Below are 20,954 nucleotides of genomic sequence, written 5' to 3' on the forward strand. Positions count from 1 at the left end.
TTGAGAAAGATGCCTTCGGGCGTCTTTTATTTTATGCCTTCAAAAGAACAATTCAATCATCAAGATTTCTTGAAAACCGTTTCACACCAACCCGGTGTTTACCGTATGTATGACCATAAAGATGTGGTTATTTATGTCGGTAAAGCGAAAGATCTACATAAACGCCTAACCAGTTATTTTAGAAAAACCGTCGATCGTGAAAAAACGCGTGTATTAGTCACCCATATTACGAGTATTGATGTCACCGTTACGCATTCTGAAACCGAAGCGTTAGTGCTTGAGCATACTTATATTAAACGCTATCAGCCACGTTATAATGTTTCACTACGTGATGATAAGTCTTACCCTTACATTTTGATAACCGATCATAAGCATCCGCAATTAACGTCTATTCGTAATAAAAATAAGCGTAAAGGCCAATATTTTGGTCCCTATCCAAGTGGCAGTGCTGTACGAGAAAGTTTGCATTTAATGCAAAAGCTATTTCCTGTGCGTCAGTGTGAAGATAGCTATTATCAAAATCGTTCACGTCCGTGTTTACAATTCCAACTTAAGCGGTGCTTAGGCCCTTGTGTAAAAATGGACAATCCTGAGGAATATCAACAGCAAGTTGAACTGGCTGCACTATTTTTGAAGGGTAAAAATATTGACGTGATTAATGAATTAGTGATTAAGATGGAGAAAGCCAGTCAACAGTTAGCATTTGAAGAAGCGGCACGCTATCGCGATCAGATACAAGCATTAAGAACGATTCAAGAGCAGCAGTATGTAATATCTGATTTAGGTGAGATGGACGTTATCGGGTTTGCCTTTAAAAATGGTATCGCCTGTGTACATTTGTTATTCGTACGCTCGGGTAAAGTGTTTGGTAGTCGTAGTTATTTTCCTAAAGTGCCTGCAAATACAGAAATGAGTGAAGTGATTCAGGCATTTTTATTACAGTATTACTTGAATAAAGAGACTGAACAGGCGATCCCTAAGGAAATATTGTTAACGGAACTTGCTGAAGATAATGACTTGATTGAATCAAGTTTAAGTCAACTTGCGGGTCGTAAAATAAAGCTAACTAGCCCTAAACGAGGGGACAGATCTAAGTTTTTAAGGTTGGCGCTTACTAACGCTGAAACGGCTTTAACAACAAAGCTAGCAACGAAAAGCACGGTACTTAATCGTTTTAAAGAATTAGAAAAAGTATTAAAATTTGATGGTAAAATCCAACGTATGGAATGTTTTGACATTAGTCATACCGGCGGTGAACAGACGGTTGCTTCATGCGTTGTATTTAATCGAGATGGGCCCAATAAAGCAGATTATCGACACTTTAATATCAGTGGGATCACGGGCGGGGATGATTATGCCGCGATGGCACAAGTATTGGAACGCCGCTTTAAGAAGGTTACTGAAGTCGACAAAATACCTGATATTCTATTCATCGATGGTGGTAAAGGGCAAATGACACAGGCGGAGCAAGTGCTAACTCAATACGCTGATAATTTTACTGTTAAACGGCCCAAAATCATTGGTATTGCTAAAGGCGTGACGCGTAAAGCAGGTTTAGAAACGTTAATCTTGTCGGGTGCGTTGGATAATGTACCTGATATAGAATTCTACTTACCCAGTGATTCAGCAGCGTTGCATCTTGTTCAACATATTCGTGATGAATCTCACCGTTTTGCGATTACTGGTCATCGCGCTCGTCGTAATAAAGTTAAACGTACCAGCCCTTTAGAAAATATTGCAGGTGTTGGACCGAAGCGCCGCCAAGCATTACTTAAATTTATGGGCGGATTACAGCAATTACGTCGTGCGAGTAGGGAAGAAATAGCAAAAATACCAGGTATAAGTATTGATTTAGCAGAAAAAATTTATGATTCATTGCATCAATAAGCAAGATATAGGACTATAGGGATGTTTCAATTTCAAAAGCATGAGAATAATGAAAAACATACCAAATATTTTAACTTTGTTTCGCGTGATTTTAATTCCTTTTTTTGTTCTCGCGTTTTATTTACCAATTGAAAATTCGTTTTATATTGCTGCATGGATCTTTTTTGTTGCAGGTGCAACTGACTACCTTGATGGTTATTTAGCTCGACGTTGGGATGTATCAAGTAAACTGGGTGCTTTCCTTGATCCTGTCGCAGATAAAATAATGGTTATCACTGCATTAGTGATGGTTGCGGGTGATCACGACCGTATCGCAGCGACTGTCGGCGAACACAGTGCATTGTGGATCATGATCCCAACACTCATCATGATTGGCCGAGAGTTGGCTATTTCAGGCTTACGAGAATGGATGGCGGACTTGGGCAAACGTGCTAATGTTGCTGTCGGTAATGCGGGTAAATGGAAAACAAGCCTTCAAATGATGGCGTTAGGCGGTTTCGTTTGGCAACAAGGCCCTTGGATGGTTTACCTTGCTTATATCGTGTTTTATGCCGCGATGGTGTTAACGATTATTTCTATGGTGCAGTACTTTTCTGCGGCGTGGGGCGAGTTAATGAGTGATGATTAAAGTATAATTTCTATCGGCGATATCGGTTGTTTTGGAGTATCGCGCCATTTCGGTGGTATTACCCCCTTTTTAGCTAAAAAACAGACCGGTTAGGTTGAAACGTAAGCGTTTTAATCAATGCGATTAAAAGGGTGTTGACTCTGTCTTTTAGGTCTGTAGAATGCGTCAGCACATAGGGGCTAAAGCAGTTTAATTAAAACAGCTTAGATGATATGTAAAAAGAATTCTGTGCCCGAGTGGTGAAATCGGTAGACACAAGGGATTTAAAATCCCTCGCTTAATAGGCGTGCCGGTTCAATTCCGGCCTCGGGCACCAATTTCTTTTTGTTAGATATAACGTTAAACATATACTTTAAATAAAATATTTGGCGGGTTGGCAGAGTGGCTATGCAGCGGATTGCAAATCCGTGGACCTCGATTCGACTTCGGGACCCGCCTCCATGATTTAAGCTTGAAAGAGCAAGTTTGTTGGTTCTGCACTGGAACGAATAAATTATAAAAATTCAGTGCCCGAGTGGTGAAATCGGTAGACACAAGGGATTTAAAATCCCTCGCTTAATAGGCGTGCCGGTTCAATTCCGGCCTCGGGCACCAATTAATACAAATACTAGAAATAGTATATCTCGCTAAGATGTAAAATTAGCACCCTGTATTAGCAACGAAAGTTGTGATGGCAGGATATGGCGGGTTGGCAGAGTGGCTATGCAGCGGATTGCAAATCCGTGGACCTCGATTCGACTTCGGGACCCGCCTCCATGATTTAAGCTTGAAAGAGCAAGTTTATTGGTTCTGCACTGGAACCAATAAATTATAAAAATTCAGTGCCCGAGTGGTGAAATCGGTAGACACAAGGGATTTAAAATCCCTCGCTTAATAGGCGTGCCGGTTCAATTCCGGCCTCGGGCACCAACTTTTATAAAAAACCAGCTTATAGCTGGTTTTTTTATGCCTGAAATTTACCTATGCACTAAAACCAGCGATTTCCTTTGTTCGGAATTATCTGATTTAATCAAAGTCGGCTTGTTCGGATAACGTTTTGTATTGTAGTTTTTGGTGTTAGTCGATTCCACATTGAACTGTAAACAATTGTCGATTGTAAAATCGTTGTGATAATAAGCATATTGAATTTATTTTCAACCATCTGATATATATATAAAGGTTTTCATTGACTCATATTTAGAATGCGGTAAAGTGAGCGCATATCCGGTTAGGCAGCTAGCTTAATTGTTTATCACTCAGCCCGAGTGGTGAAATCGGTAGACACAAGGGATTTAAAATCCCTCGCTTAATAGGCGTGCCGGTTCAATTCCGGCCTCGGGCACCAAATTTAGAAAAAGGCTTACCATTAGGTAAGCCTTTTTTGCTTTCTGGCATTTAAAATAATTCTTGTTTCTTCTATTCCAAGTGCTTATGATACGTAATTATACTTTATGATTATTTGTCTTCTATGCTACTTCGATTGATGCGCTATTTTACTCTGTTATTTGTTATGGTTATGGGCTTTAATGCTCAGGCTGACACATACACAGAATTAGCGATACCATCAACACCGTTATTAGCGCCAGCCTCTTTACTTGTAAATGCGAATGAAGCGGGTACTGCTTACCAAGATGTCGGTGAATCAGAACAACCCCCTGTCTCATCGCCAACTCATGCTTATGAATTTGCTTTAACGGAAACCTCCCGTTATACCAGTGCTGGTCGTTTACGGTTAAATAATCCCGAACCGGACTATCAGATAGAGATTGAATTATCGATTCCACCATCAGCGTCGTTGGTGATCGGCTATGCGGTAAATATTAATTTCGAGCAATACTGGTTAACCGGCACATCTTTTTCTAAGTCGCGAATATCGGGCTGGAAAGACAGTAATTTATTATATTCTCACCGCCAATACCCCGCTGTTATTACCTCTGTTTAGACAAAAATGTAAGTATTAACCATACTGCTTTTTTGTTGTATTTATCTGCTTAACTATCCTAGTTTCACTAGACATAATTACTAGAAATAGTACTGAACATAACGCGTTCATAACGCTCTTGTCAGGCTCTATAAGCAAGTTAATCACCAATATGCCTGCGTTTTATGTAAGAACGTTATATATCTATTTTCTATATATACCTTTTATATAGAAACGGGCATTGATGGACAGCGATCAAATGACAAAAAAATTAAATTCAAAAGCCCAACGTAAACGATTAAACCATTATGCAGGTTGGAAGTATGTGGTTCTAATCTGCACTGTCTTAATTATGCTATTAAGTGCGATCCCTACTTTATATGGTGAAAATCCGGCACTGCAAATTAACCATAAACAAGGTCAACAACCTGCTATTCACGTGCTTAAGCAGACACTAGAAGAAAGTAATATTGCGGTAACACGTATCGATCAAGACATGGATAAAACCACGATAGTGTTAACAGACTCTAGCACTCAAACACGTGCTAAGGCGATACTCGAAGCCATATTGCCTGCAAATGATGACATTACTTTAGCACTCGTTTCTGCCGCGCCGTCTTGGTTACAGAGTATGGGACTAAAGCCGATAAAATTAGGTTTGGATCTACGTGGCGGTGTGCAGTTCTTGCTAGATGTTGATATGGAACCGGTATTCAATATCAGAGCACAGCAATTGGTAGATAACTTACGGGCTGATTTTCGTGAGGAAGGGTTTCGAGGTGTTCGAATTAGCATTAATCATAATAATAGTTTGCAACTGAACTTGCCCACCAATGAAGAAAAAGTCACATTATTGAAATTAATGCACAACAGCTATCCACAATGGAAAGTAACTCAGAGTTCGGGGTTATTGGTTGAGGTGAGTATTCCACAAGCTGAAAAGACCGACATCATTAACCTAACTGTGCAGCAGAATTTACAAACAATGCGCAGTCGTATCGCAGAGTTAGGTATTACTGAAGCGATGGTTCAGCGCCAAGGTGAGCATCGTATCCGTATTGAATTACCCGGTGTGCAAGATCCTGCGACGGCAAAAAACGTTATCGGCGCGACAGCCAGTCTTGCCTTTCATGAGCTTAAAAACACAAGCAATGGAAGTATGCTCGTGAATAATAATCAGGGGATGCCAATACGTATTGATCGTGATGCCATATTAGGTGGTGAACACATTATTGATGCGCGAGCCAGTGTTGGTGAAATGGGGGCAGCAGAAGTTAATATTACGTTAGATAACGCCGGTGGTAAAAAAATGTCGAGCTTTACCAAGCATAATATTGGCAAGCCGATGGCAACGCTCTATAGCGAGTACAGTCGTAACGCGGATGGTTCTACCAAAAAGACTAGCAACATTATTAGTGTCGCCACCATTCAAGCCCAGTTAGGCAGTCAATTTAGAATCACGGGTGCAGGTAGTATGGTTGATGCAAAAGAGCTTGCATTGTTGCTACGTGCGGGGTCGTTAACTGCACCAGTGACGATTGTTGAAGAAAGAACGATAGGTCCTTCACTGGGGGCCGAGAATATTCAAAATGGCTTCTCAGCATTAGCGCTCGGGCTAGGTTTAACCTTGGTATTTATGGCGCTGTGGTATCGTCGCCTAGGCTGGGTTGCGAATGTCGCACTCATTGCCAATATTATTATTTTATTTGGTTTATTGGCTCTGATCCCTGGTGCTGTCTTAACGCTACCGGGTATTGCAGGGTTAGTACTTACTGTTGGTATGGCCGTCGATACAAATGTACTGGTGTTTGAGCGTATTCGAGACAAATTACGAGAAGGACGTAGTTTTGCACAAGCTATTGATCGTGGTTTTGATAGTGCATTCGCTACGATTGTTGATGCCAATATCACCACCTTAATTATTGCGGTTGTACTGTATTCGGTCGGTCGGGGACCTGTGCAAGGATTCGCTTTAACGCTGGGCTTAGGTATCTTAACCAGTATGTTTACAGGCATCTTGGTATCACGTGCATTAATTAATAAATTATGGGGTCGTGATACTCGTCATGACTTGAAGGTATAGTGAATATGAACAAAAACAATAGAAATAAATACAGTACATTACGTTATATCAGTAGTGCTATGTCAGTGGTTTTTATGCTTATCGCAATTGCATTTATTAGTATTAATGGACTGAACTGGGGCTTGGACTTCACTGGTGGCGTTATCACCGAAGTGCAGCTTGATCCAAGCATTACAATGAGTGAGATCTCACCATTATTACAGTCAGTACTTAATCAAAATGTCAGTGTGATTGAAGGGGGAGAACTTGGCCGCTGGATCTTACGTTATGCTGAGCCTGCTGCAGGCATGAGTATTCCGGATATTACGCAGGTACTCGCGCCATTGGCAACCAATATTCAAGTATTAAACACCAGTATTGTTGGCTCTCAAATCGGTCAAGAGTTAGCGGAGCAAGGTGGTCTTGCACTCTTAGTGTCTATGCTGTGTATCATGGCGTATTTAAGCTATCGTTTTGAATGGCGTTTGGCGTCGGGTGCATTATTTGCCTTAATACACGATGTGTTATTTGTACTCGGGGTATTTGCTGCGCTGCAACTTGAGTTTAACCTGACGGTATTTGCGGCGATATTGGCGATTATTGGGTATTCATTGAATGATTCTATTATTATTGGGGATCGTATCCGCGAGTTACTTATTCTTAAGCCAACCTTAGCGATAGCTGATGTGAATAATGAAGCGATTGCGGCAACGTTCTCTCGCACTATGGTGACATCGGGTACCACCTTAATGACAGTTTCGGCATTATGGTTACTTGGCGGAGGACCTTTGAACGGATTCTCTACTGCGATGTTCATTGGTTTAATTGTCGGCACATGGTCATCGATTGCTGTTGCGACGACTTTACCTGAATGTTGGGGCTTAAATGCCAAACATTATCAGGTTGTTGAGCGAGAGGATCGATTTAGCGAAGGCTTGTAAGTTTCAGATTGTTGCTAATTTAAGCGCGTGGGTTTGGCTAATAGCCCCGCGCTTATTTATGATCAGCGGATCTATCTGTAGATATTGTGATATAGCACAGACTATTTTTATCCTAATATCTAATTAACTCATCCGACTATTTCATCTTTATTTAGGAATGTGTACTATAGCGATGTCAATTAATTGGCGGAGGTTAATTTTTGACACACTTTAGCTGTAGTTAAAGTGATTTAATTATTTTAAGTTTAAGCAAGGTTAGCGCAGGCTGTAATATGGATACTACTGAGTCAGTTTTTGTAATTGATGAGAATATTGAACGCAGAAAAAATTTAGAAACAATCTTGTCCTTTCTTGGTGAAAGTTGGCAGAGTTATGATTCCCATATCAATATTAATGCGAAGATCGATCTTGCTGCCAATAGTGTTATCGTTTCTTCAGATAATTACTCAGAAAAGGAATTATCTGCATTACTTGATGCTAACCCAATGAATCCGTTTTTGACTTTTGGTGTACAAAGCACTGCATCAGAGGAAGGTAATTTAATTGGTCATATCGAGCTGCCTTTATCTTATCAACAACTGACACTCTTACTTGGACGTTGCCAATCTTATCGCCAATGTGTGGCGAGTAAGTTAGGACAATCAGCATCCGCGTCAAAAGCATTAATTAAGCAGTTGGTTGGTCGTGGTGATGCGATCCAAAGTGTCCGTCATTTGATCACGCAAGTGGCGAAAAAAAGCGCGAATGTTTTAGTGTTGGGTGAATCCGGCACGGGTAAAGAAGTGATTGCCCGTTCAATCCATGATGCATCATCACGTAACAATGGTCCATTTGTCCCTATTAACTGTGGTGCTATTCCGGCTGAATTATTAGAAAGTGAATTATTCGGTCATGAAAAAGGTGCATTTACCGGCGCGTTTTCAGCCCGTAAAGGACGTTTTGAACTGGCCTGTGGTGGTACTTTATTTCTTGATGAAATCGGTGATATGCCACAGCCAATGCAAGTGAAATTATTACGTGTTTTACAAGAACGTGTTTTTGAACGCGTGGGTGGCAGTAAAGCAATTAAAGCTGATGTCAGGATTATTGCGGCAACACACCGTAATTTAGAAAAAATGATCCTTGATGGTGAATTCCGTGAAGATCTCTATTACCGTTTAAATGTATTTCCAATTGAAAGCCCTGCATTACGTGAGCGCCCAGATGATATCCCATTATTGATCCAAGAGTTATTACGTCGACACGAAGCAGAGCATGATGCGACAATCTTATTTACGCAACGGGCAATGGAATCGTTAATGCAACATTCATGGCCCGGTAATGTACGTGAGCTATCGAATTTGATCGAACGTTTACTTATCATGACGGCTGGTAATATTGTTGATATTGGTGAGCTACCTGCTAAATATCGTTATAACGATGATGGTGAAAGTCAGATTGTGAGTTCAGAATTACCGAGTGAATTAGCAGAGCGTGACGCTATTTCGGCTATGTTTAATGATGATATTTTTGCCGATGTAGAAGAATCACAAGAAGATGGTTTCTTCTCGATGCCAAATAGTTTGCCTGAAACGGGTGTGAATCTTAAAGAGATGCTGGCTGAATTCGAAATTGACATGATCAAACAAGCCCTCGATCAACAAGCGCACGTTGTCGCCAGAGCGGCGGATCAACTTGGCATGCGTAGAACGACACTGGTTGAAAAAATGCGTAAGTATGGATTACAGAAAGAAGCTTAAATAAATGTAACCAAGCGTAAATTTACTTATCATTGATAAAAAACGAGAAAGCTCAACATAATGTTGGGCTTTTTGTGTTTAAAACCAGGTGGTTACATTGTTTGAATTGTTGGCACACTAAATGCATTGTTAGGTGTGAGTCAATTTTTTAGCGGAGTGCTACCATGGTACAAGAATCTTATCCCGGCGAATTAGCAGAACTACGAGCGCACAAAGATCGTAGTGAAAAGTTAGTAGAAGCATTGCCGTCAGGGTTGGTTATTCTTGATGGCAACGGTATTGTCATTGAAGTCAATAAAGTTGCCGTGCAATTACTTGGCGAGCCATTGATCGATTCACGTTGGATGGATGTGATTCAACGTGCGTTTACCCCTAAAGAAGATGACGGACATGAAATATCATTAAAGAATGGCTGTAAAGTTCAACTTTCGATCACGACACTTGGCACGCAACCTGGTCAGTTAATCATGTTGACAGACTTAACGTATACACGTCATTTACAAGAGCGTGTCAGTCATATGAAACAGTTGTCGTCGTTGGGACGAATGGTAGCGTCATTAGCACACCAGATCCGCACGCCATTATCAGCGGCATTATTATACGGCTCTAATCTTGCTAACCCGAATCTCCCGCCAGCATCAAAGAAACGTTTTCAAAGTAAACTGATTCAACGGCTTAATGATTTGGAAAACCAAGTTAATGACATGCTGCTATTTGCACGCACGGGCAAAGATTTAGTGGTTGAAGAGATTTCACTGCAGAACTTATTAGTGCAAGTGCAAGCGGGCAGCGAAGCTATGATGTTGCAGACTGGTAGCAACATGGACGTGACACTACCCGAACCCGATTTATTAATTTTAGCTAATCGCAATGCATTATCTAGCGCGATTGGTAATTTGATACAAAATGCATTACACGCTTGCGGTCAAGGGGCTAACCTCGCTATTTCTGCCGTCCGATCCGGTGACGACAAAGTCGCAATTGTGGTATCTGATGATGGTCCTGGGATCTCAAAACTCATGCAAGTAAAAATTTTAGAACCTTTCTTTACCACCAAATCACAGGGCACGGGTCTTGGCCTCGCCGTTGTACAAAGTGTGGTAAAAGCACACCATGGCAGTTTAGAGTTAGACTCAACTGTCGGTGAAGGCAGTCGTTTTAGTATAATCGTACCGCTACATCGCGTAGCAGAACCTCAACCAATGGTAATAGGTGGATAACAGTATGTCCCATTCTCAAATTCTTGTAGTTGAAGATGATTTAGGTCTTCGTGAAGCCTTGGTTGATACCTTATTAATGGCTGGTTATGAATGCGATGAAGTTGATAGCGGTGAAAGCGCACTGATTGCATTAGGTAAAAAACCCTATGATATGGTCGTGAGTGATATCCAAATGGGTGGCATGACGGGATTAACTTTACTGCATAATATTAAACAAAAATACCCCGATTTACCGGTATTGTTAATGACGGCCTATGCCAAAGTAGATGATGCGGTAACGGCAATGCGTAATGGTGCTGTTGACTACATTGGTAAACCTTTCTCTCCAGAAGTATTGATTAATCAGGTTGGTCGTTATGTACCACCACAAAAAATAGCTAAGCGCACACCTTGTTACGGTGATGAGAAAACAGAGCAACTATTAAGTTTGGCGCGTAAAGTGGCCAAATCAGATGCAACCGTCATGGTGACAGGCCCAAGTGGAACGGGTAAAGAAGTGCTATCACGTTATATTCATGATAATTCGCTGCGTTATGACGGTCCATTTGTGGCGATTAACTGTGCGGCGATCCCAGATAATATGTTAGAAGCAACACTGTTTGGTTATGAAAAAGGCGCATTTACTGGCGCGATACAAGCATGCCCAGGGAAATTTGAGCAAGCACAAAACGGTACCATTTTACTGGATGAAATCTCGGAAATGGATTTATCGCTGCAAGTTAAATTATTACGGGTATTGCAAGAGCGTGAAGTTGAGCGCTTAGGTAGCCGTAAAACCATTAAACTTAATATACGCATCATTGCTACCAGTAACCGTAATATGAAACAAGCTGTCGCGAATGGTGATTTCAGAGAAGATTTATATTATCGCTTAAATGTATTCCCATTAGCTTGGTTACCGTTAACTGAGCGTAAAGGTGATATTTTACCGATAGCAGAGCATTTATTAAAATCACACTGTAAGCAAAATAATATTCCAACACTAGAGTTACTTAACTGCGCGAAGGCGAAGTTACAGATTTATCATTGGCCGGGTAATGTACGTGAATTGGACAACGTGATCCAACGCGCGATGATTTTAGCGGTTGATGGAAAAATAAAAGATGCAGATCTTATTTTAGAAGATTTTACAGCCGCAGATTTACAAGTAATAGTACCGATTGGTCAAGCGCCAAAGCTGAATATTAAAGCAGAAATCCCTATGCGCCGCATTAATTTACCCAATGAGCCTTTAGGTAACGAATTACGTCAACAAGAGTATCAAATTATTTTGGAAACGTTGATCGGCTGTAATGGCGTGCGTAAAAACGTTTCAGAGACATTGGGTATCAGTCCACGTACATTGCGCTATAAATTAGCAAAAATGCGAGAACAAGGCATCGAAATCCCTGCATAACTATTTATAAAAAACAATCGTTATAAAAAAGGCCGTAATCAATTGAAATTACGGCTTTTTTTGTTGGCATGTTAATTGCTAAATTCAAGGTAGGTCAAAAATATGACAATGAGGATAACCAATGAATATCGCAGCCAATAATCTTTACTCTGAAATGCAAAGCATGTCGTTACAGGCGACTAAATTTGAAGCAGATCCTACCGCGATAAAAGTGCCAACCACAACATCAGCCAATTTTGGTGATATGTTGCAGCAAGCAATGGATAGTGTGAACGGATTACAGCAAAATACTGGCGATTTACGCACCCGTTTCGATCAAGGTGATCGCAGTGTGTCCCTAAGTGATGTTATGATAGCATCGCAAAAATCGGGGATAGCATTCGATGCTACGGTACAGGTTCGTAACAAATTGATCGAATCTTATAAAGAAATAATGAGTATGCCTGTTTAATCTCGGGTAAAGGAGTAACTCTGTGGCTGACATAGCTTCAAATACAGGTATCGTAAGTAATGACGATATGGGTAATGATTTAGCGCAATTAGATGAGAATGAGCAAAAAAGCTCAGCATTTGGTTTTTTTACTAATGCCGATATCTTACGTCAAATCATTCTAATCTTAGCATTAGCGATCTCGTTAACCTTAGTGGTATTTATTTTACTCTGGGGAAAAGATCCTGAAATGCGTCCTTTAGGCATGTATCAAACAGCTGAACTCATTGAAACCCTCGAATTTTTAGACCAACAGAAAATAGAATATAAAATTAATGGTGATACGGTCTCTGTTCCTGCTGAGCAGTATCAAGACATTAAATTACGATTACGTCGTTCAGGACTCGTCACTGCTGAATTACAAGGTGACGATATTTTGATGAAAGATATGGGCTTTGGTGTCAGTCAGCGTGTCGAACAAGAACGTTTAAAACTGGGTCGTGAACGTCAAATATCACGGGCATTAACAGAATTTAAACATGTATCAAAGGCACAAGTATTATTAGCAATCCCAAAAGAGAATGTGTTTGCTAAGCGTGATAAGAAACCCAGCGCAACAGTCGTATTGACGGTACGTAACAGCAGCGCAATCTCACAAGAAAATATTGATGCTATGGTGCAATTGGTTGCTTCTGCTGTTCAAGGCTTAGAGCCAACCCGCGTGACCTTGACTGATCAAAATGGCCGTTTATTGAACTCGGGCAGTCAAGACATGATGGCAGTAAAAGGCCGACGTGAATTTGAAATGGTAAAAAATCATGAACGTGAGTACCGAGAAAAAATAGATTCTATACTTATCCCTATCTTAGGTGTCAGTAATTATACCGCTGAAGTTGATGTATCAATGGACTTTAGTGTGACAGAGCAAACACAAAAACGTTTTAATCCCGATTTACCTGCAATACGCAGTGAAATGTTATTGGAGCGTCAATCGATCGGTAATGCTAGTCAAGGTATTCCGGGTGCATTAACCAATCAACCACCATTAGACGCGGATATACCTGAAGAGGCCGCTGGAGACAATGTCGCTGCTCGTCCTATTGGCCAATCTCAAAAAGAATCAACGCGAAATTATGAACTTGATACAACGATCAGTCACACTAAATCACAAACTGGTATTATTCAGCGCTTAAGTGTGTCTGTTGCGATAGATTACATTAATAGTACGGGTGCAGATGGAACATTGGTGAGAGAACCTCGTAGTCAAGCTGAACTCGCCAATATTCGTCGTGTCTTACAAGGTGGTGTGGGCTTTAATGTTAACCGAGGTGATGTTCTTGAGGTTGTTTCAATCCCATTTCATCGTCCTGAATTGGCTGCGATGGCTGAACTTCCAATTTGGGAAGAAGAATGGTTTTGGCGTGCCGTACGTATTGCAGCTAGCCTAATCGTGATTGTGATATTAATCATGGCCATTATTCGTCCTATGATTAAACGCTTAATTAACAATGAACCTGAAGAAAAACTAGAAGATTTAGACTTAGGTATCAGTGCGATTGAAAATGACGAAGATATGCAATTGCTTACTGCCGATACCGATGTTGATACCGACTTTGCAATGCGCAGTGGTCATTTACAGTTACCTAACTTACACAAAGATGAAGACTTGCTCGAAGCGGTTCGTGCACTGGTTGCTAACGAACCTGACTTAACTGCATTAGTAATTAAAGAATGGATGATAGAAGATGCCTGATTCTAATAAACAAGTAGCCACAACGCCAAAGTTTGATGCAACGACCTTAACAGGTATTGAGCGCTCTGCGATCCTAATGTTGAGTTTAAATGAAGCCGATGCTGCCACTATTTTTCGCCAGCTAGAGCCGAAACAAGTACAGCGCCTTGGTATGGCAATGGCATCAATGAAAGATTTTTCTCAGGTTAAAGTAGCAGGTGTACACCGTGCGTTCATTGATGACATTCAAAAGTTCACTAATATTGGCGTGGGCAGTGAAGACTTCGTTCGAAATGCATTAACAGCTGCGCTGGGTGCTGACAAAGCCGGTAATCTGGTTGATCAAATTATCATGGGTAGTGGCGCTAAAGGTCTCGATTCATTGAAATGGATGGATGCACGTCAGGTGGCTAGTATTATCCATAATGAGCATCCGCAGATCCAAACTATTGTATTATCTTATTTAGAACCAGAGCAGTCAGCTGAAATTTTATCGCAGTTCCCAGATAAAGTACGTATCGATTTAATGATGCGTATTGCTAATTTAGAAGAAGTACAGCCAGCCGCACTGCATGAATTAAACGAGATCATGGAGAAACAGTTTGCTGGTCAATCTGGCGCTCAAGCCGCGAAGATGGGTGGCCTGAAAGCGGCCGCCAATATTATGAATTACCTCGATACCAATATCGAAGGCCAATTAATGGATGCTATTCGTGAGTCTGACGAAGAGATCAGTCAGCAGATCCAAGACCTTATGTTTGTGTTTGAAAATCTGATTGATGTGGATGACCGTGGTATTCAAGCATTACTGCGTGAAGTGGCACAAGAGCAATTACAAAAAGCACTTAAAGGTGCTGACGATCAGCTTAAAGATAAGATCTTTAAGAATATGTCGAAACGTCAAGTTGAAATTCTGGAAGATGATCTGGAAGCGATGGGACCAATTCGTGTTAGCGAAGTGGAATCTGCGCAGAAAGAGATCTTATCAATCGCGCGTCGCTTAGCGGATAGTGGTGAAATTATGCTGGGTGGAGGTGGTGGTGATGATTTCTTATAATAACATGATTATTAATGGTAAATTATCATGACTGAGTCTTTGAAGCCAACGTTCGCACCGCTTGATAGTAGTGGTGAACATCAAATTGAAGATTGGTATTTACCGGACTTTGAAAATACGCAAGCTGCCGCACTGAATACTAATGCGCTTGGTATGAAATCCGATTGGTATGAAGGTAAGCTTGCGCCAGGTGAACAGGTTGAAGAAGTTGAACCTCAGCCAATGACGGCCGAAGAACTTGATGCGATACGCCAAGCGGCGTATGACGACGGTTACAATGAAGGGAAAGAGCAGGGCTATCAAGATGGATTTACGAGCGGTACCGCTGAAGGTCTTAGCCAAGGTGAAACGGAAGGTTTGGCGCAAGGTCTAGCGCAAGGCTTAGCTGATGGTCAGCAACAAATTGTTGATAAAGCGGCGGCTTGGGAGCAATTGCAAACGCAAATGCATACACCTCTTGCCGCGGTAAATAGCGAAGTTGAAAACGAATTAATTCGCGTAGCAACAGGCTTAGCAGAAGAATTAATTAAAACCGAAGTGACGTTTAATCACGATATATTACTACAGACATTAAAGCTCGCGTTGGATGCTTTACCTGTGCTTGAACAAAAAATTACCATTACATTACATCCTGATGATTTAGCGGTGATTAATGAATACTATTCGGTTGAAGAGTGCGTAAAGCGTGATTGGGTATTAATTTCAGAGCCGATGATGAAACAAGGTGATCTGGTTATCAATAACGAGGTATCTTCGGTCGAACTGTTAATGGAACAGCGTATAAAACAGATGATGCGTCAGTTCCTTATTGCTAATAAACCGGGTGCATAATGACGGAATTACTGACTCGTTTACAACAACTAAAAACCGACTCATTGGCGAGTAAACCCACTGTCGCCGGTAAGCTGACGCGTGTCGTCGGCTTGACACTCGAAGCCGTTGGTTGCCGGGCTGCGATTGGCAGTTTGTGTTCTGTCGAAACCGATAATAGTTTGATGGATGCCGAGGTTGTCGGTTTTGATGGTGATAAGTTATTCTTAATGCCCAGTGAACAGGTCACTGGTATTATTCCCGGCGCAAAAGTAACACCACTCAATGAAACCCAAGGTATTCCGGTTGGTATGGAACTACTTGGTAGGGTATTAGATGGTGTCGGTAAACCGATTGATGGTAAAGGCGAGATCATTACTGGACAAACTACGTCTTTTACGGCCAAGCGTATTAATCCGTTGGCGCGTAAAAAAATATCACAACCACTTGATGTCGGCGTTAAAGCCATTAATGCCATGCTCACCGTAGGTCAAGGTCAGCGTATGGGGCTTTTCGCTGGTTCTGGTGTCGGTAAGAGTGTGTTGTTAGGTATGATGACGCGTGGTTCGACCGCTGACGTTGTGGTTGTCGGTTTAATTGGTGAGCGTGGCCGTGAAGTAAAAGAATTTATTGAAGAGATCCTCGGTGAAGAAGGGCTTGCGCGCTCTGTTGTTGTTGCTGCGCCTGCAGATTCATCACCACTGATGCGCCTAAAAGGTTGCGAAACATCATTAGCGATAGCAGAATACTTCCGTGACCAAGGCTTGAATGTATTGCTGTTAATGGATTCATTAACCCGTTTTGCACAAGCGCAGCGTGAAATTGCTCTCGCGGTGGGAGAGCCTCCTGCAACGAAAGGTTATCCGCCATCAGTATTTGCAAAATTACCGCAGTTGGTGGAGCGTGCTGGTAATGGCAGTGAGGAGCAGGGCTCGATTACCGCATTCTTTACCGTATTAACCGAAGGTGATGATTTACAAGATCCCATTGCCGATGCATCACGCGCAATTCTTGATGGTCATATCGTATTGTCACGAGAGTTAACGGATGCTGGACACTATCCTGCGATTGATATTGAAAAGTCGATTAGCCGAGTTATGCCAATGGTCACAACTGATTTCCATCAAGCCGCCGCTCGTGGATTCAAGCAAGCTTACTCGCTATATCAGCAGAACAAAGATCTGGTTGCTATTGGTGCTTATAGTCAAGGTGCCGATGCTAAAATTGATCGCGCCATTCGTTTAAAACCAGCAATGGACCAATTCTTACAGCAAGGCATGAAAGAAGTTATTCCGTTCTCGCAATGTGAAGAAATGCTTGCTGCTATCGCGCCGCATCTCGGCGTGGCAACCTCATAATGAAACAGTGTCAATATAATGTCTAATACAGCGCTACAACGAGTCTATCAGCAATTTGAAGAACAAGAAAAACACGCCGCGAGAGCTTATGCGCTGATCCAACAAGATGCTGAGCGTTACCATAGTCAAATGCAGCAATTAAGTGATTATCGTAAACAATATTTACAGCAATTCACTGAACGTGGGGAAGAAGGTATCTCAGGTAGTAGTTATGCGCATTATCATAACTTTATGAAAAAACTAGAATTAGCTGAATTTGAGCAGAAACAAGCACTCGATAATATCAAACAAACAGTCAATAATAAGCATGCGGATTGGATGGAAATTCGTAAGAAGCGTGATGCGCTGGGTTTATTATTAGATAAACGCAAAGTCGCTGCACAGCTTGTCGAACAACGACGCGAGCAAAAAGATCTTGATGAATTTTCTAACTTCCAATATTTCAAGCGTAAAAATAACCGATAATACGATTAATCTAGCCATATTTAGCGATTCATATTTTACCATCATTATTAATAGTAATTTGGCGTGAATTTTGCATTTATTTCGCTATAACTTTTTATTGATGACATTTAGGCTTGAACTATGACTTTCTCTCTACATAAATCAACAGCGATGACTGATACACAGGCGGCGAATAATAAATCGCAAGCGCTTAATGTCAAAGGCGATACAGCTGAAAATATGGCGAGTGATGGGGAGTCGAGTACGCCTGAAAGTAGCTTTTCTAAGCTATTTTCTATCTTTAGTAGCAATAATAAAACAGATGCTATCGTCGGACAAACAGCCATTGATAGCGCTGATAATATAACGGTGGAGAGTGCGGCTGAGAGCTCTTTACTTAGTGCTGAGCCTGGTTCTGACGCGAGTATCGATGATGGTTTTATCGCAGGGCGGATAGCTAAGACTAATGAGGTTGAAGCGATAGCTGGCGATGACTTAAATGTAATAAGCCAAGATGACAGCTTGCTTAAAAATGAAAGTAGCGATGACTTTTTGGCGCGTCTCGATCAATCATCTATGCTGTTGCAAAGTAATGCTGCGAGTGACGCAGGGGCATATATTCAGGGTAAAGCTAACGGTAATGAATTGCCTTTACAAGCAAAGGGGGCGAATATTGCCTCATCAGCCCCCGTTAGTATGACTGACTTATCCACGCCAGATAGTCGTGTGGCAGGTACGACGGATGTTAGTAATAATGAGCTGACACAAGTATTGCAAATGAGCGCGTTATCTACAGAGCTAACAGCTCTAACAGATTCAACAGATTCAATAGATTCAATAGATTCAATAGATTCAATAGATTCAACAGATACGATCACAGCGTCAACGTTAGTCGGTATGTCGACAGTCGCTGGCCTTACTGATAATAATCCTCGATTTACGCAAGGCGATTTATTAGCTACGGGCGATTCAATTAATGATGATGGCACACTTGATCCTGAACTCTTAGGTGGCGCTGGGAAGGTAAACTTAGCCACTGGTTTTGGCGAAACAGGGTTGGCGAAAAATAAACCTGTTGGTCAAGCTAATGGCATGGCCGCAGGGATCAGCAGTGCAGTAACAGAGAGTAATTCAGCACTAGAACAGCTGGATATGACATCGCCTGAACCCATTGAGCAATTAGATTTTGCGCAAATTATGGAATCAGCACGTAAGCAAGAGCCGTTAGACCAAACCACTCGTACCTTGGTAAAGACACCAGTATTAACGGACGCGGAACAACAAGTATTAGAGAAACGGGTTAATCTTAATAACAATCTCGCGACCTCTGAATTAAATGAAAAAATCGCTATTATGGCGGGTAAAGAATTACAAACAGCGACAATCCGCTTAGACCCGGCAGAATTAGGTAGTATGAATATCAAATTGGTTGTGCAAAACGATCAAATACATGTGACAATTCAAGCGCAGAATAATCAAAGCCGCGATTTACTTGAACAACAAATGCCGAGATTACGAGAAATGTTACAGCAACAGGGCATGACACTGGGTGAGACGCAAGTGCAAGCCGACAATGGGCAGCAGCAATCTGCATTTCAACAGTCAAGACAAGAAAACGGACAAAAAAATAGCAATAACGAAGCGAATTATACGATAGATTCACAGACTGAAGTCCCTGTTACTACTCAGTATTGGCAAGACTCGGCTAAAGGGGTAGACTTTTACGCCTAAACAGTTTAATTAGCATTTATTTAGCGTAATATAAGATTCGATTTAAGGACGATAATGGCCGACGACAACGATTTGAAAATAGATGATAAAAGTAAAGGTAATAAAAAAATCATTATTATTGCGGTGATTTTAATATTAACGCTTGCAGGGGCTGGCGCGGCGTTTTTCTTTTTAAGTGGGGATGATAGAGACACTACCGATAGCGCAGAACCTGTGACTGAAAGTGTCGATAGAAGTGTAACTGAAACGGCATATTATGTTGCTATGCCACGTCCTTTTGTTTTTAATATTATAGGATTAAAACGCGAACGCTTAGTGCAGATTAAAGTTCAATTAATGGTACGCGGTAGTGACAATCAAAAATTAGCGAAAACCAATGTCCCTTTAATTGAAAGTACCTTGTTGCAAGTTTTTAGCGCAACCACAGAGCAGCAGCTCGCTACATATGAAGGCAAAGAATTATTGCGTTCAGATTCATTGCTGAGTGTGCATGAAATTTTGATTAAATATACTGGAAAAAGGGTTGTTGAAAAGATCCTATTTTCTGGTTTTGTAATGCAGTAGGTTATGTGTGAGTGATTTATTAAGTCAAGACGAGATTGATGCGCTATTACACGGTGTTGATGATGTTGAAGAAGATGAGTTTGACTCCGTAGAAGAGAGTGGCAATATTGTCGATTTTGACTTTTCATCGCAAGACCGTATTGTGCGTGGACGTATGCCTACGCTGGAGTTGGTGAATGAACGTTTCGCACGGCATATGCGGATCAGCCTATTTAATATGATGCGTCGTACAGCCGAAGTGTCCATTAATGGCGTGCAGATGCTGAAGTTTGGTGAGTATGTTCACACATTATTCGTACCAACCAGTTTAAACATGGTACGTTTTCGTCCATTAAAAGGCACGGCGTTAGTCACCATGGAAGCACGGTTAGTGTTTATTTTGGTCGAAAACTTTTTTGGTGGTGATGGTCGTTATCATGCAAAAATTGAAGGTCGTGAATTTACGCCAACCGAACGCCGTATTATTCAAATGCTATTAAAGATTGTCTTTGAAGATTATCACGAGGCATGGGCACCGGTTATGGATGCGGAATTTGAATATCTTGATTCTGAAGTAAACCCGGCAATGGCAAATATTGTAAGTCCCACCGAAGTGGTGGTGGTGAGTTCATTCCATATCGAGCTTGATGGCGGTGGTGGTGATTTCCATATTACCATGCCATATTCTATGCTCGAACCGATTCGTGAGTTGCTCGACGCGGGTGTGCAAAGTGATAAAGAGGATACTGACGAACGTTGGAGCTCGGCATTACAAGAAGAAATTTTAGATGTTCCGGTAGAGTTAAGTACAAGATTGCTTGAAACTGAGCTTTCATTAAGGCAGATCATGGAATTGAAAGCGGGGGATATCATCCCGATTGATATGCCAGAAGACCTTACCGTTTTTATTGAAGATTTACCGAGTTATAAAGCCAAACTTGGCCGAAATAGAGATAACGTTGCGGTTAAGATTAGTAAAAAGTTAAAAGTAAGTAATTTAACTAAATCAGAGATTGACCACGTTGCATTACGTGGTGGGCTATTGAATTTAGGCGATAAAAATGACGATAAATAAG

At 41.3% G+C, this 20,954-nt stretch carries 17 protein-coding genes and 6 tRNA genes; all 23 read left to right on the forward strand.

All coding sequences use genetic code 11. The annotated features are described in order from the left end of the window. Positions 1 to 9 precede the first annotated feature (9 nt). On the forward strand, positions 10 to 1,887 hold the full coding sequence (gene uvrC, locus AKG98_RS01315) for an excinuclease ABC subunit UvrC (RefSeq protein ID WP_067040188.1): 1,878 nt from the start codon (positions 10 to 12) through the stop codon (positions 1,885 to 1,887). Between the two features lie 49 nt (positions 1,888 to 1,936). Continuing rightward, positions 1,937 to 2,515 (forward strand): CDP-diacylglycerol--glycerol-3-phosphate 3-phosphatidyltransferase, encoded by a 579-nt coding sequence (gene pgsA, locus AKG98_RS01320; RefSeq protein WP_067040192.1) that lies wholly within the window; start codon positions 1,937 to 1,939, stop codon positions 2,513 to 2,515. 230 nt (positions 2,516 to 2,745) lie between these two features. After that, positions 2,746 to 2,831: transfer RNA gene (locus AKG98_RS01325), tRNA-Leu, on the forward strand. Positions 2,832 to 2,882: 51 nt separating this feature from the next. After that, positions 2,883 to 2,956 (forward strand) — tRNA-Cys (locus AKG98_RS01330). Between the two features lie 67 nt (positions 2,957 to 3,023). Beyond that, positions 3,024 to 3,109, forward strand: a tRNA-Leu gene (locus AKG98_RS01335). Between the two features lie 88 nt (positions 3,110 to 3,197). After that, positions 3,198 to 3,271: transfer RNA gene (locus AKG98_RS01340), tRNA-Cys, on the forward strand. 67 nt (positions 3,272 to 3,338) lie between these two features. Further along, positions 3,339 to 3,424: transfer RNA gene (locus AKG98_RS01345), tRNA-Leu, on the forward strand. A gap of 329 nt (positions 3,425 to 3,753) precedes the next feature. Continuing rightward, positions 3,754 to 3,839: transfer RNA gene (locus AKG98_RS01350), tRNA-Leu, on the forward strand. A gap of 138 nt (positions 3,840 to 3,977) precedes the next feature. Continuing rightward, positions 3,978 to 4,436 (forward strand): hypothetical protein, encoded by a 459-nt coding sequence (locus tag AKG98_RS01355; RefSeq protein WP_067040195.1) that lies wholly within the window; start codon positions 3,978 to 3,980, stop codon positions 4,434 to 4,436. A 223-nt stretch (positions 4,437 to 4,659) separates the two neighbouring features. Further along, positions 4,660 to 6,498, forward strand: a complete 1,839-nt coding sequence (secD, locus tag AKG98_RS01360; RefSeq protein ID WP_067040198.1) for a protein translocase subunit SecD — start codon at positions 4,660 to 4,662, stop codon at positions 6,496 to 6,498. Positions 6,499 to 6,503: 5 nt separating this feature from the next. Next, on the forward strand, positions 6,504 to 7,418 hold the full coding sequence (gene secF, locus AKG98_RS01365) for a protein translocase subunit SecF (RefSeq protein WP_067040201.1): 915 nt from the start codon (positions 6,504 to 6,506) through the stop codon (positions 7,416 to 7,418). Positions 7,419 to 7,690: 272 nt separating this feature from the next. Continuing rightward, positions 7,691 to 9,157 carry a sigma-54 dependent transcriptional regulator gene (locus AKG98_RS01370; protein WP_067040204.1) on the forward strand — a complete coding sequence of 489 codons (1,467 nt, stop codon included), beginning with the start codon at positions 7,691 to 7,693 and terminating at the stop codon, positions 9,155 to 9,157. Positions 9,158 to 9,321: 164 nt separating this feature from the next. Next, positions 9,322 to 10,377 carry a PAS domain-containing sensor histidine kinase gene (locus tag AKG98_RS01375; protein WP_067040207.1) on the forward strand — a complete coding sequence of 352 codons (1,056 nt, stop codon included), beginning with the start codon at positions 9,322 to 9,324 and terminating at the stop codon, positions 10,375 to 10,377. 4 nt (positions 10,378 to 10,381) lie between these two features. Beyond that, a complete protein-coding gene (locus AKG98_RS01380) occupies positions 10,382 to 11,773 on the forward strand; it encodes a sigma-54 dependent transcriptional regulator (RefSeq protein ID WP_067040721.1) in 1,392 nt (463 codons plus the stop codon). Positions 11,774 to 11,894: 121 nt separating this feature from the next. Then, the gene (gene fliE, locus AKG98_RS01385) at positions 11,895 to 12,224 is read left to right on the forward strand and encodes a flagellar hook-basal body complex protein FliE (RefSeq protein ID WP_067040211.1); all 330 of its coding nucleotides are present in this window, start codon (positions 11,895 to 11,897) and stop codon (positions 12,222 to 12,224) included. Between the two features lie 22 nt (positions 12,225 to 12,246). Then, entirely contained in the window at positions 12,247 to 13,956 is a 1,710-nt protein-coding gene (gene fliF / locus AKG98_RS01390) for a flagellar basal-body MS-ring/collar protein FliF (RefSeq protein WP_067040214.1), read from the forward strand. Further along, positions 13,949 to 14,992, forward strand: a complete 1,044-nt coding sequence (gene fliG / locus AKG98_RS01395) for a flagellar motor switch protein FliG (protein WP_067040217.1) — start codon at positions 13,949 to 13,951, stop codon at positions 14,990 to 14,992. Before fliF ends, fliG begins: the two co-directional genes overlap by 8 nt. A 27-nt stretch (positions 14,993 to 15,019) precedes the next feature. After that, the gene (locus tag AKG98_RS01400; protein ID WP_067040220.1) at positions 15,020 to 15,823 is read left to right on the forward strand and encodes a flagellar assembly protein FliH; all 804 of its coding nucleotides are present in this window, start codon (positions 15,020 to 15,022) and stop codon (positions 15,821 to 15,823) included. After that, positions 15,823 to 17,160: a flagellar protein export ATPase FliI gene (fliI, locus tag AKG98_RS01405; RefSeq protein WP_067040223.1), complete on the forward strand. Its 1,338-nt coding sequence runs from the start codon at positions 15,823 to 15,825 to the stop codon at positions 17,158 to 17,160. Before AKG98_RS01400 ends, fliI begins: the two co-directional genes overlap by 1 nt. A gap of 18 nt (positions 17,161 to 17,178) precedes the next feature. Further along, positions 17,179 to 17,625 (forward strand): flagellar export protein FliJ, encoded by a 447-nt coding sequence (fliJ, locus tag AKG98_RS01410; protein ID WP_067040226.1) that lies wholly within the window; start codon positions 17,179 to 17,181, stop codon positions 17,623 to 17,625. A 120-nt stretch (positions 17,626 to 17,745) separates the two neighbouring features. After that, complete coding sequence (locus tag AKG98_RS01415) at positions 17,746 to 19,335, forward strand: flagellar hook-length control protein FliK (protein WP_067040229.1); 1,590 nt, start codon at positions 17,746 to 17,748, stop codon at positions 19,333 to 19,335. Between the two features lie 54 nt (positions 19,336 to 19,389). Next, positions 19,390 to 19,899 carry a flagellar basal body-associated protein FliL gene (gene fliL / locus AKG98_RS01420; RefSeq protein WP_067040232.1) on the forward strand — a complete coding sequence of 170 codons (510 nt, stop codon included), beginning with the start codon at positions 19,390 to 19,392 and terminating at the stop codon, positions 19,897 to 19,899. 7 nt (positions 19,900 to 19,906) lie between these two features. After that, complete coding sequence (gene fliM, locus AKG98_RS01425) at positions 19,907 to 20,953, forward strand: flagellar motor switch protein FliM (RefSeq protein WP_067040235.1); 1,047 nt, start codon at positions 19,907 to 19,909, stop codon at positions 20,951 to 20,953. Position 20,954: the final 1 nt, after the last annotated feature.

The organism is Moritella sp. JT01 (assembly GCF_001574435.1).
Taxonomy (GTDB): Bacteria; Pseudomonadota; Gammaproteobacteria; order Enterobacterales; family Moritellaceae; genus Moritella.

Coding starts and splice junctions, on each gene's coding strand:
- fliL (WP_067040232.1), top strand. CDS start 19,390: ATGGCCGACGACAACGATTTGAAAATAGATGATAAAAGTAAAGGTAAT.
- AKG98_RS01380 (WP_067040721.1), top strand. CDS start 10,382: ATGTCCCATTCTCAAATTCTTGTAGTTGAAGATGATTTAGGTCTTCGT.
- AKG98_RS01375 (WP_067040207.1), top strand. CDS start 9,322: ATGGTACAAGAATCTTATCCCGGCGAATTAGCAGAACTACGAGCGCAC.
- AKG98_RS01400 (WP_067040220.1), top strand. CDS start 15,020: ATGACTGAGTCTTTGAAGCCAACGTTCGCACCGCTTGATAGTAGTGGT.
- fliG (WP_067040217.1), top strand. CDS start 13,949: ATGCCTGATTCTAATAAACAAGTAGCCACAACGCCAAAGTTTGATGCA.
- secD (WP_067040198.1), top strand. CDS start 4,660: ATGGACAGCGATCAAATGACAAAAAAATTAAATTCAAAAGCCCAACGT.
- pgsA (WP_067040192.1), top strand. CDS start 1,937: ATGAAAAACATACCAAATATTTTAACTTTGTTTCGCGTGATTTTAATT.
- secF (WP_067040201.1), top strand. CDS start 6,504: ATGAACAAAAACAATAGAAATAAATACAGTACATTACGTTATATCAGT.
- fliJ (WP_067040226.1), top strand. CDS start 17,179: ATGTCTAATACAGCGCTACAACGAGTCTATCAGCAATTTGAAGAACAA.
- AKG98_RS01355 (WP_067040195.1), top strand. CDS start 3,978: ATGCGCTATTTTACTCTGTTATTTGTTATGGTTATGGGCTTTAATGCT.
- AKG98_RS01415 (WP_067040229.1), top strand. CDS start 17,746: ATGACTTTCTCTCTACATAAATCAACAGCGATGACTGATACACAGGCG.
- uvrC (WP_067040188.1), top strand. CDS start 10: ATGCCTTCGGGCGTCTTTTATTTTATGCCTTCAAAAGAACAATTCAAT.
- fliI (WP_067040223.1), top strand. CDS start 15,823: ATGACGGAATTACTGACTCGTTTACAACAACTAAAAACCGACTCATTG.
- AKG98_RS01370 (WP_067040204.1), top strand. CDS start 7,691: ATGGATACTACTGAGTCAGTTTTTGTAATTGATGAGAATATTGAACGC.
- fliE (WP_067040211.1), top strand. CDS start 11,895: ATGAATATCGCAGCCAATAATCTTTACTCTGAAATGCAAAGCATGTCG.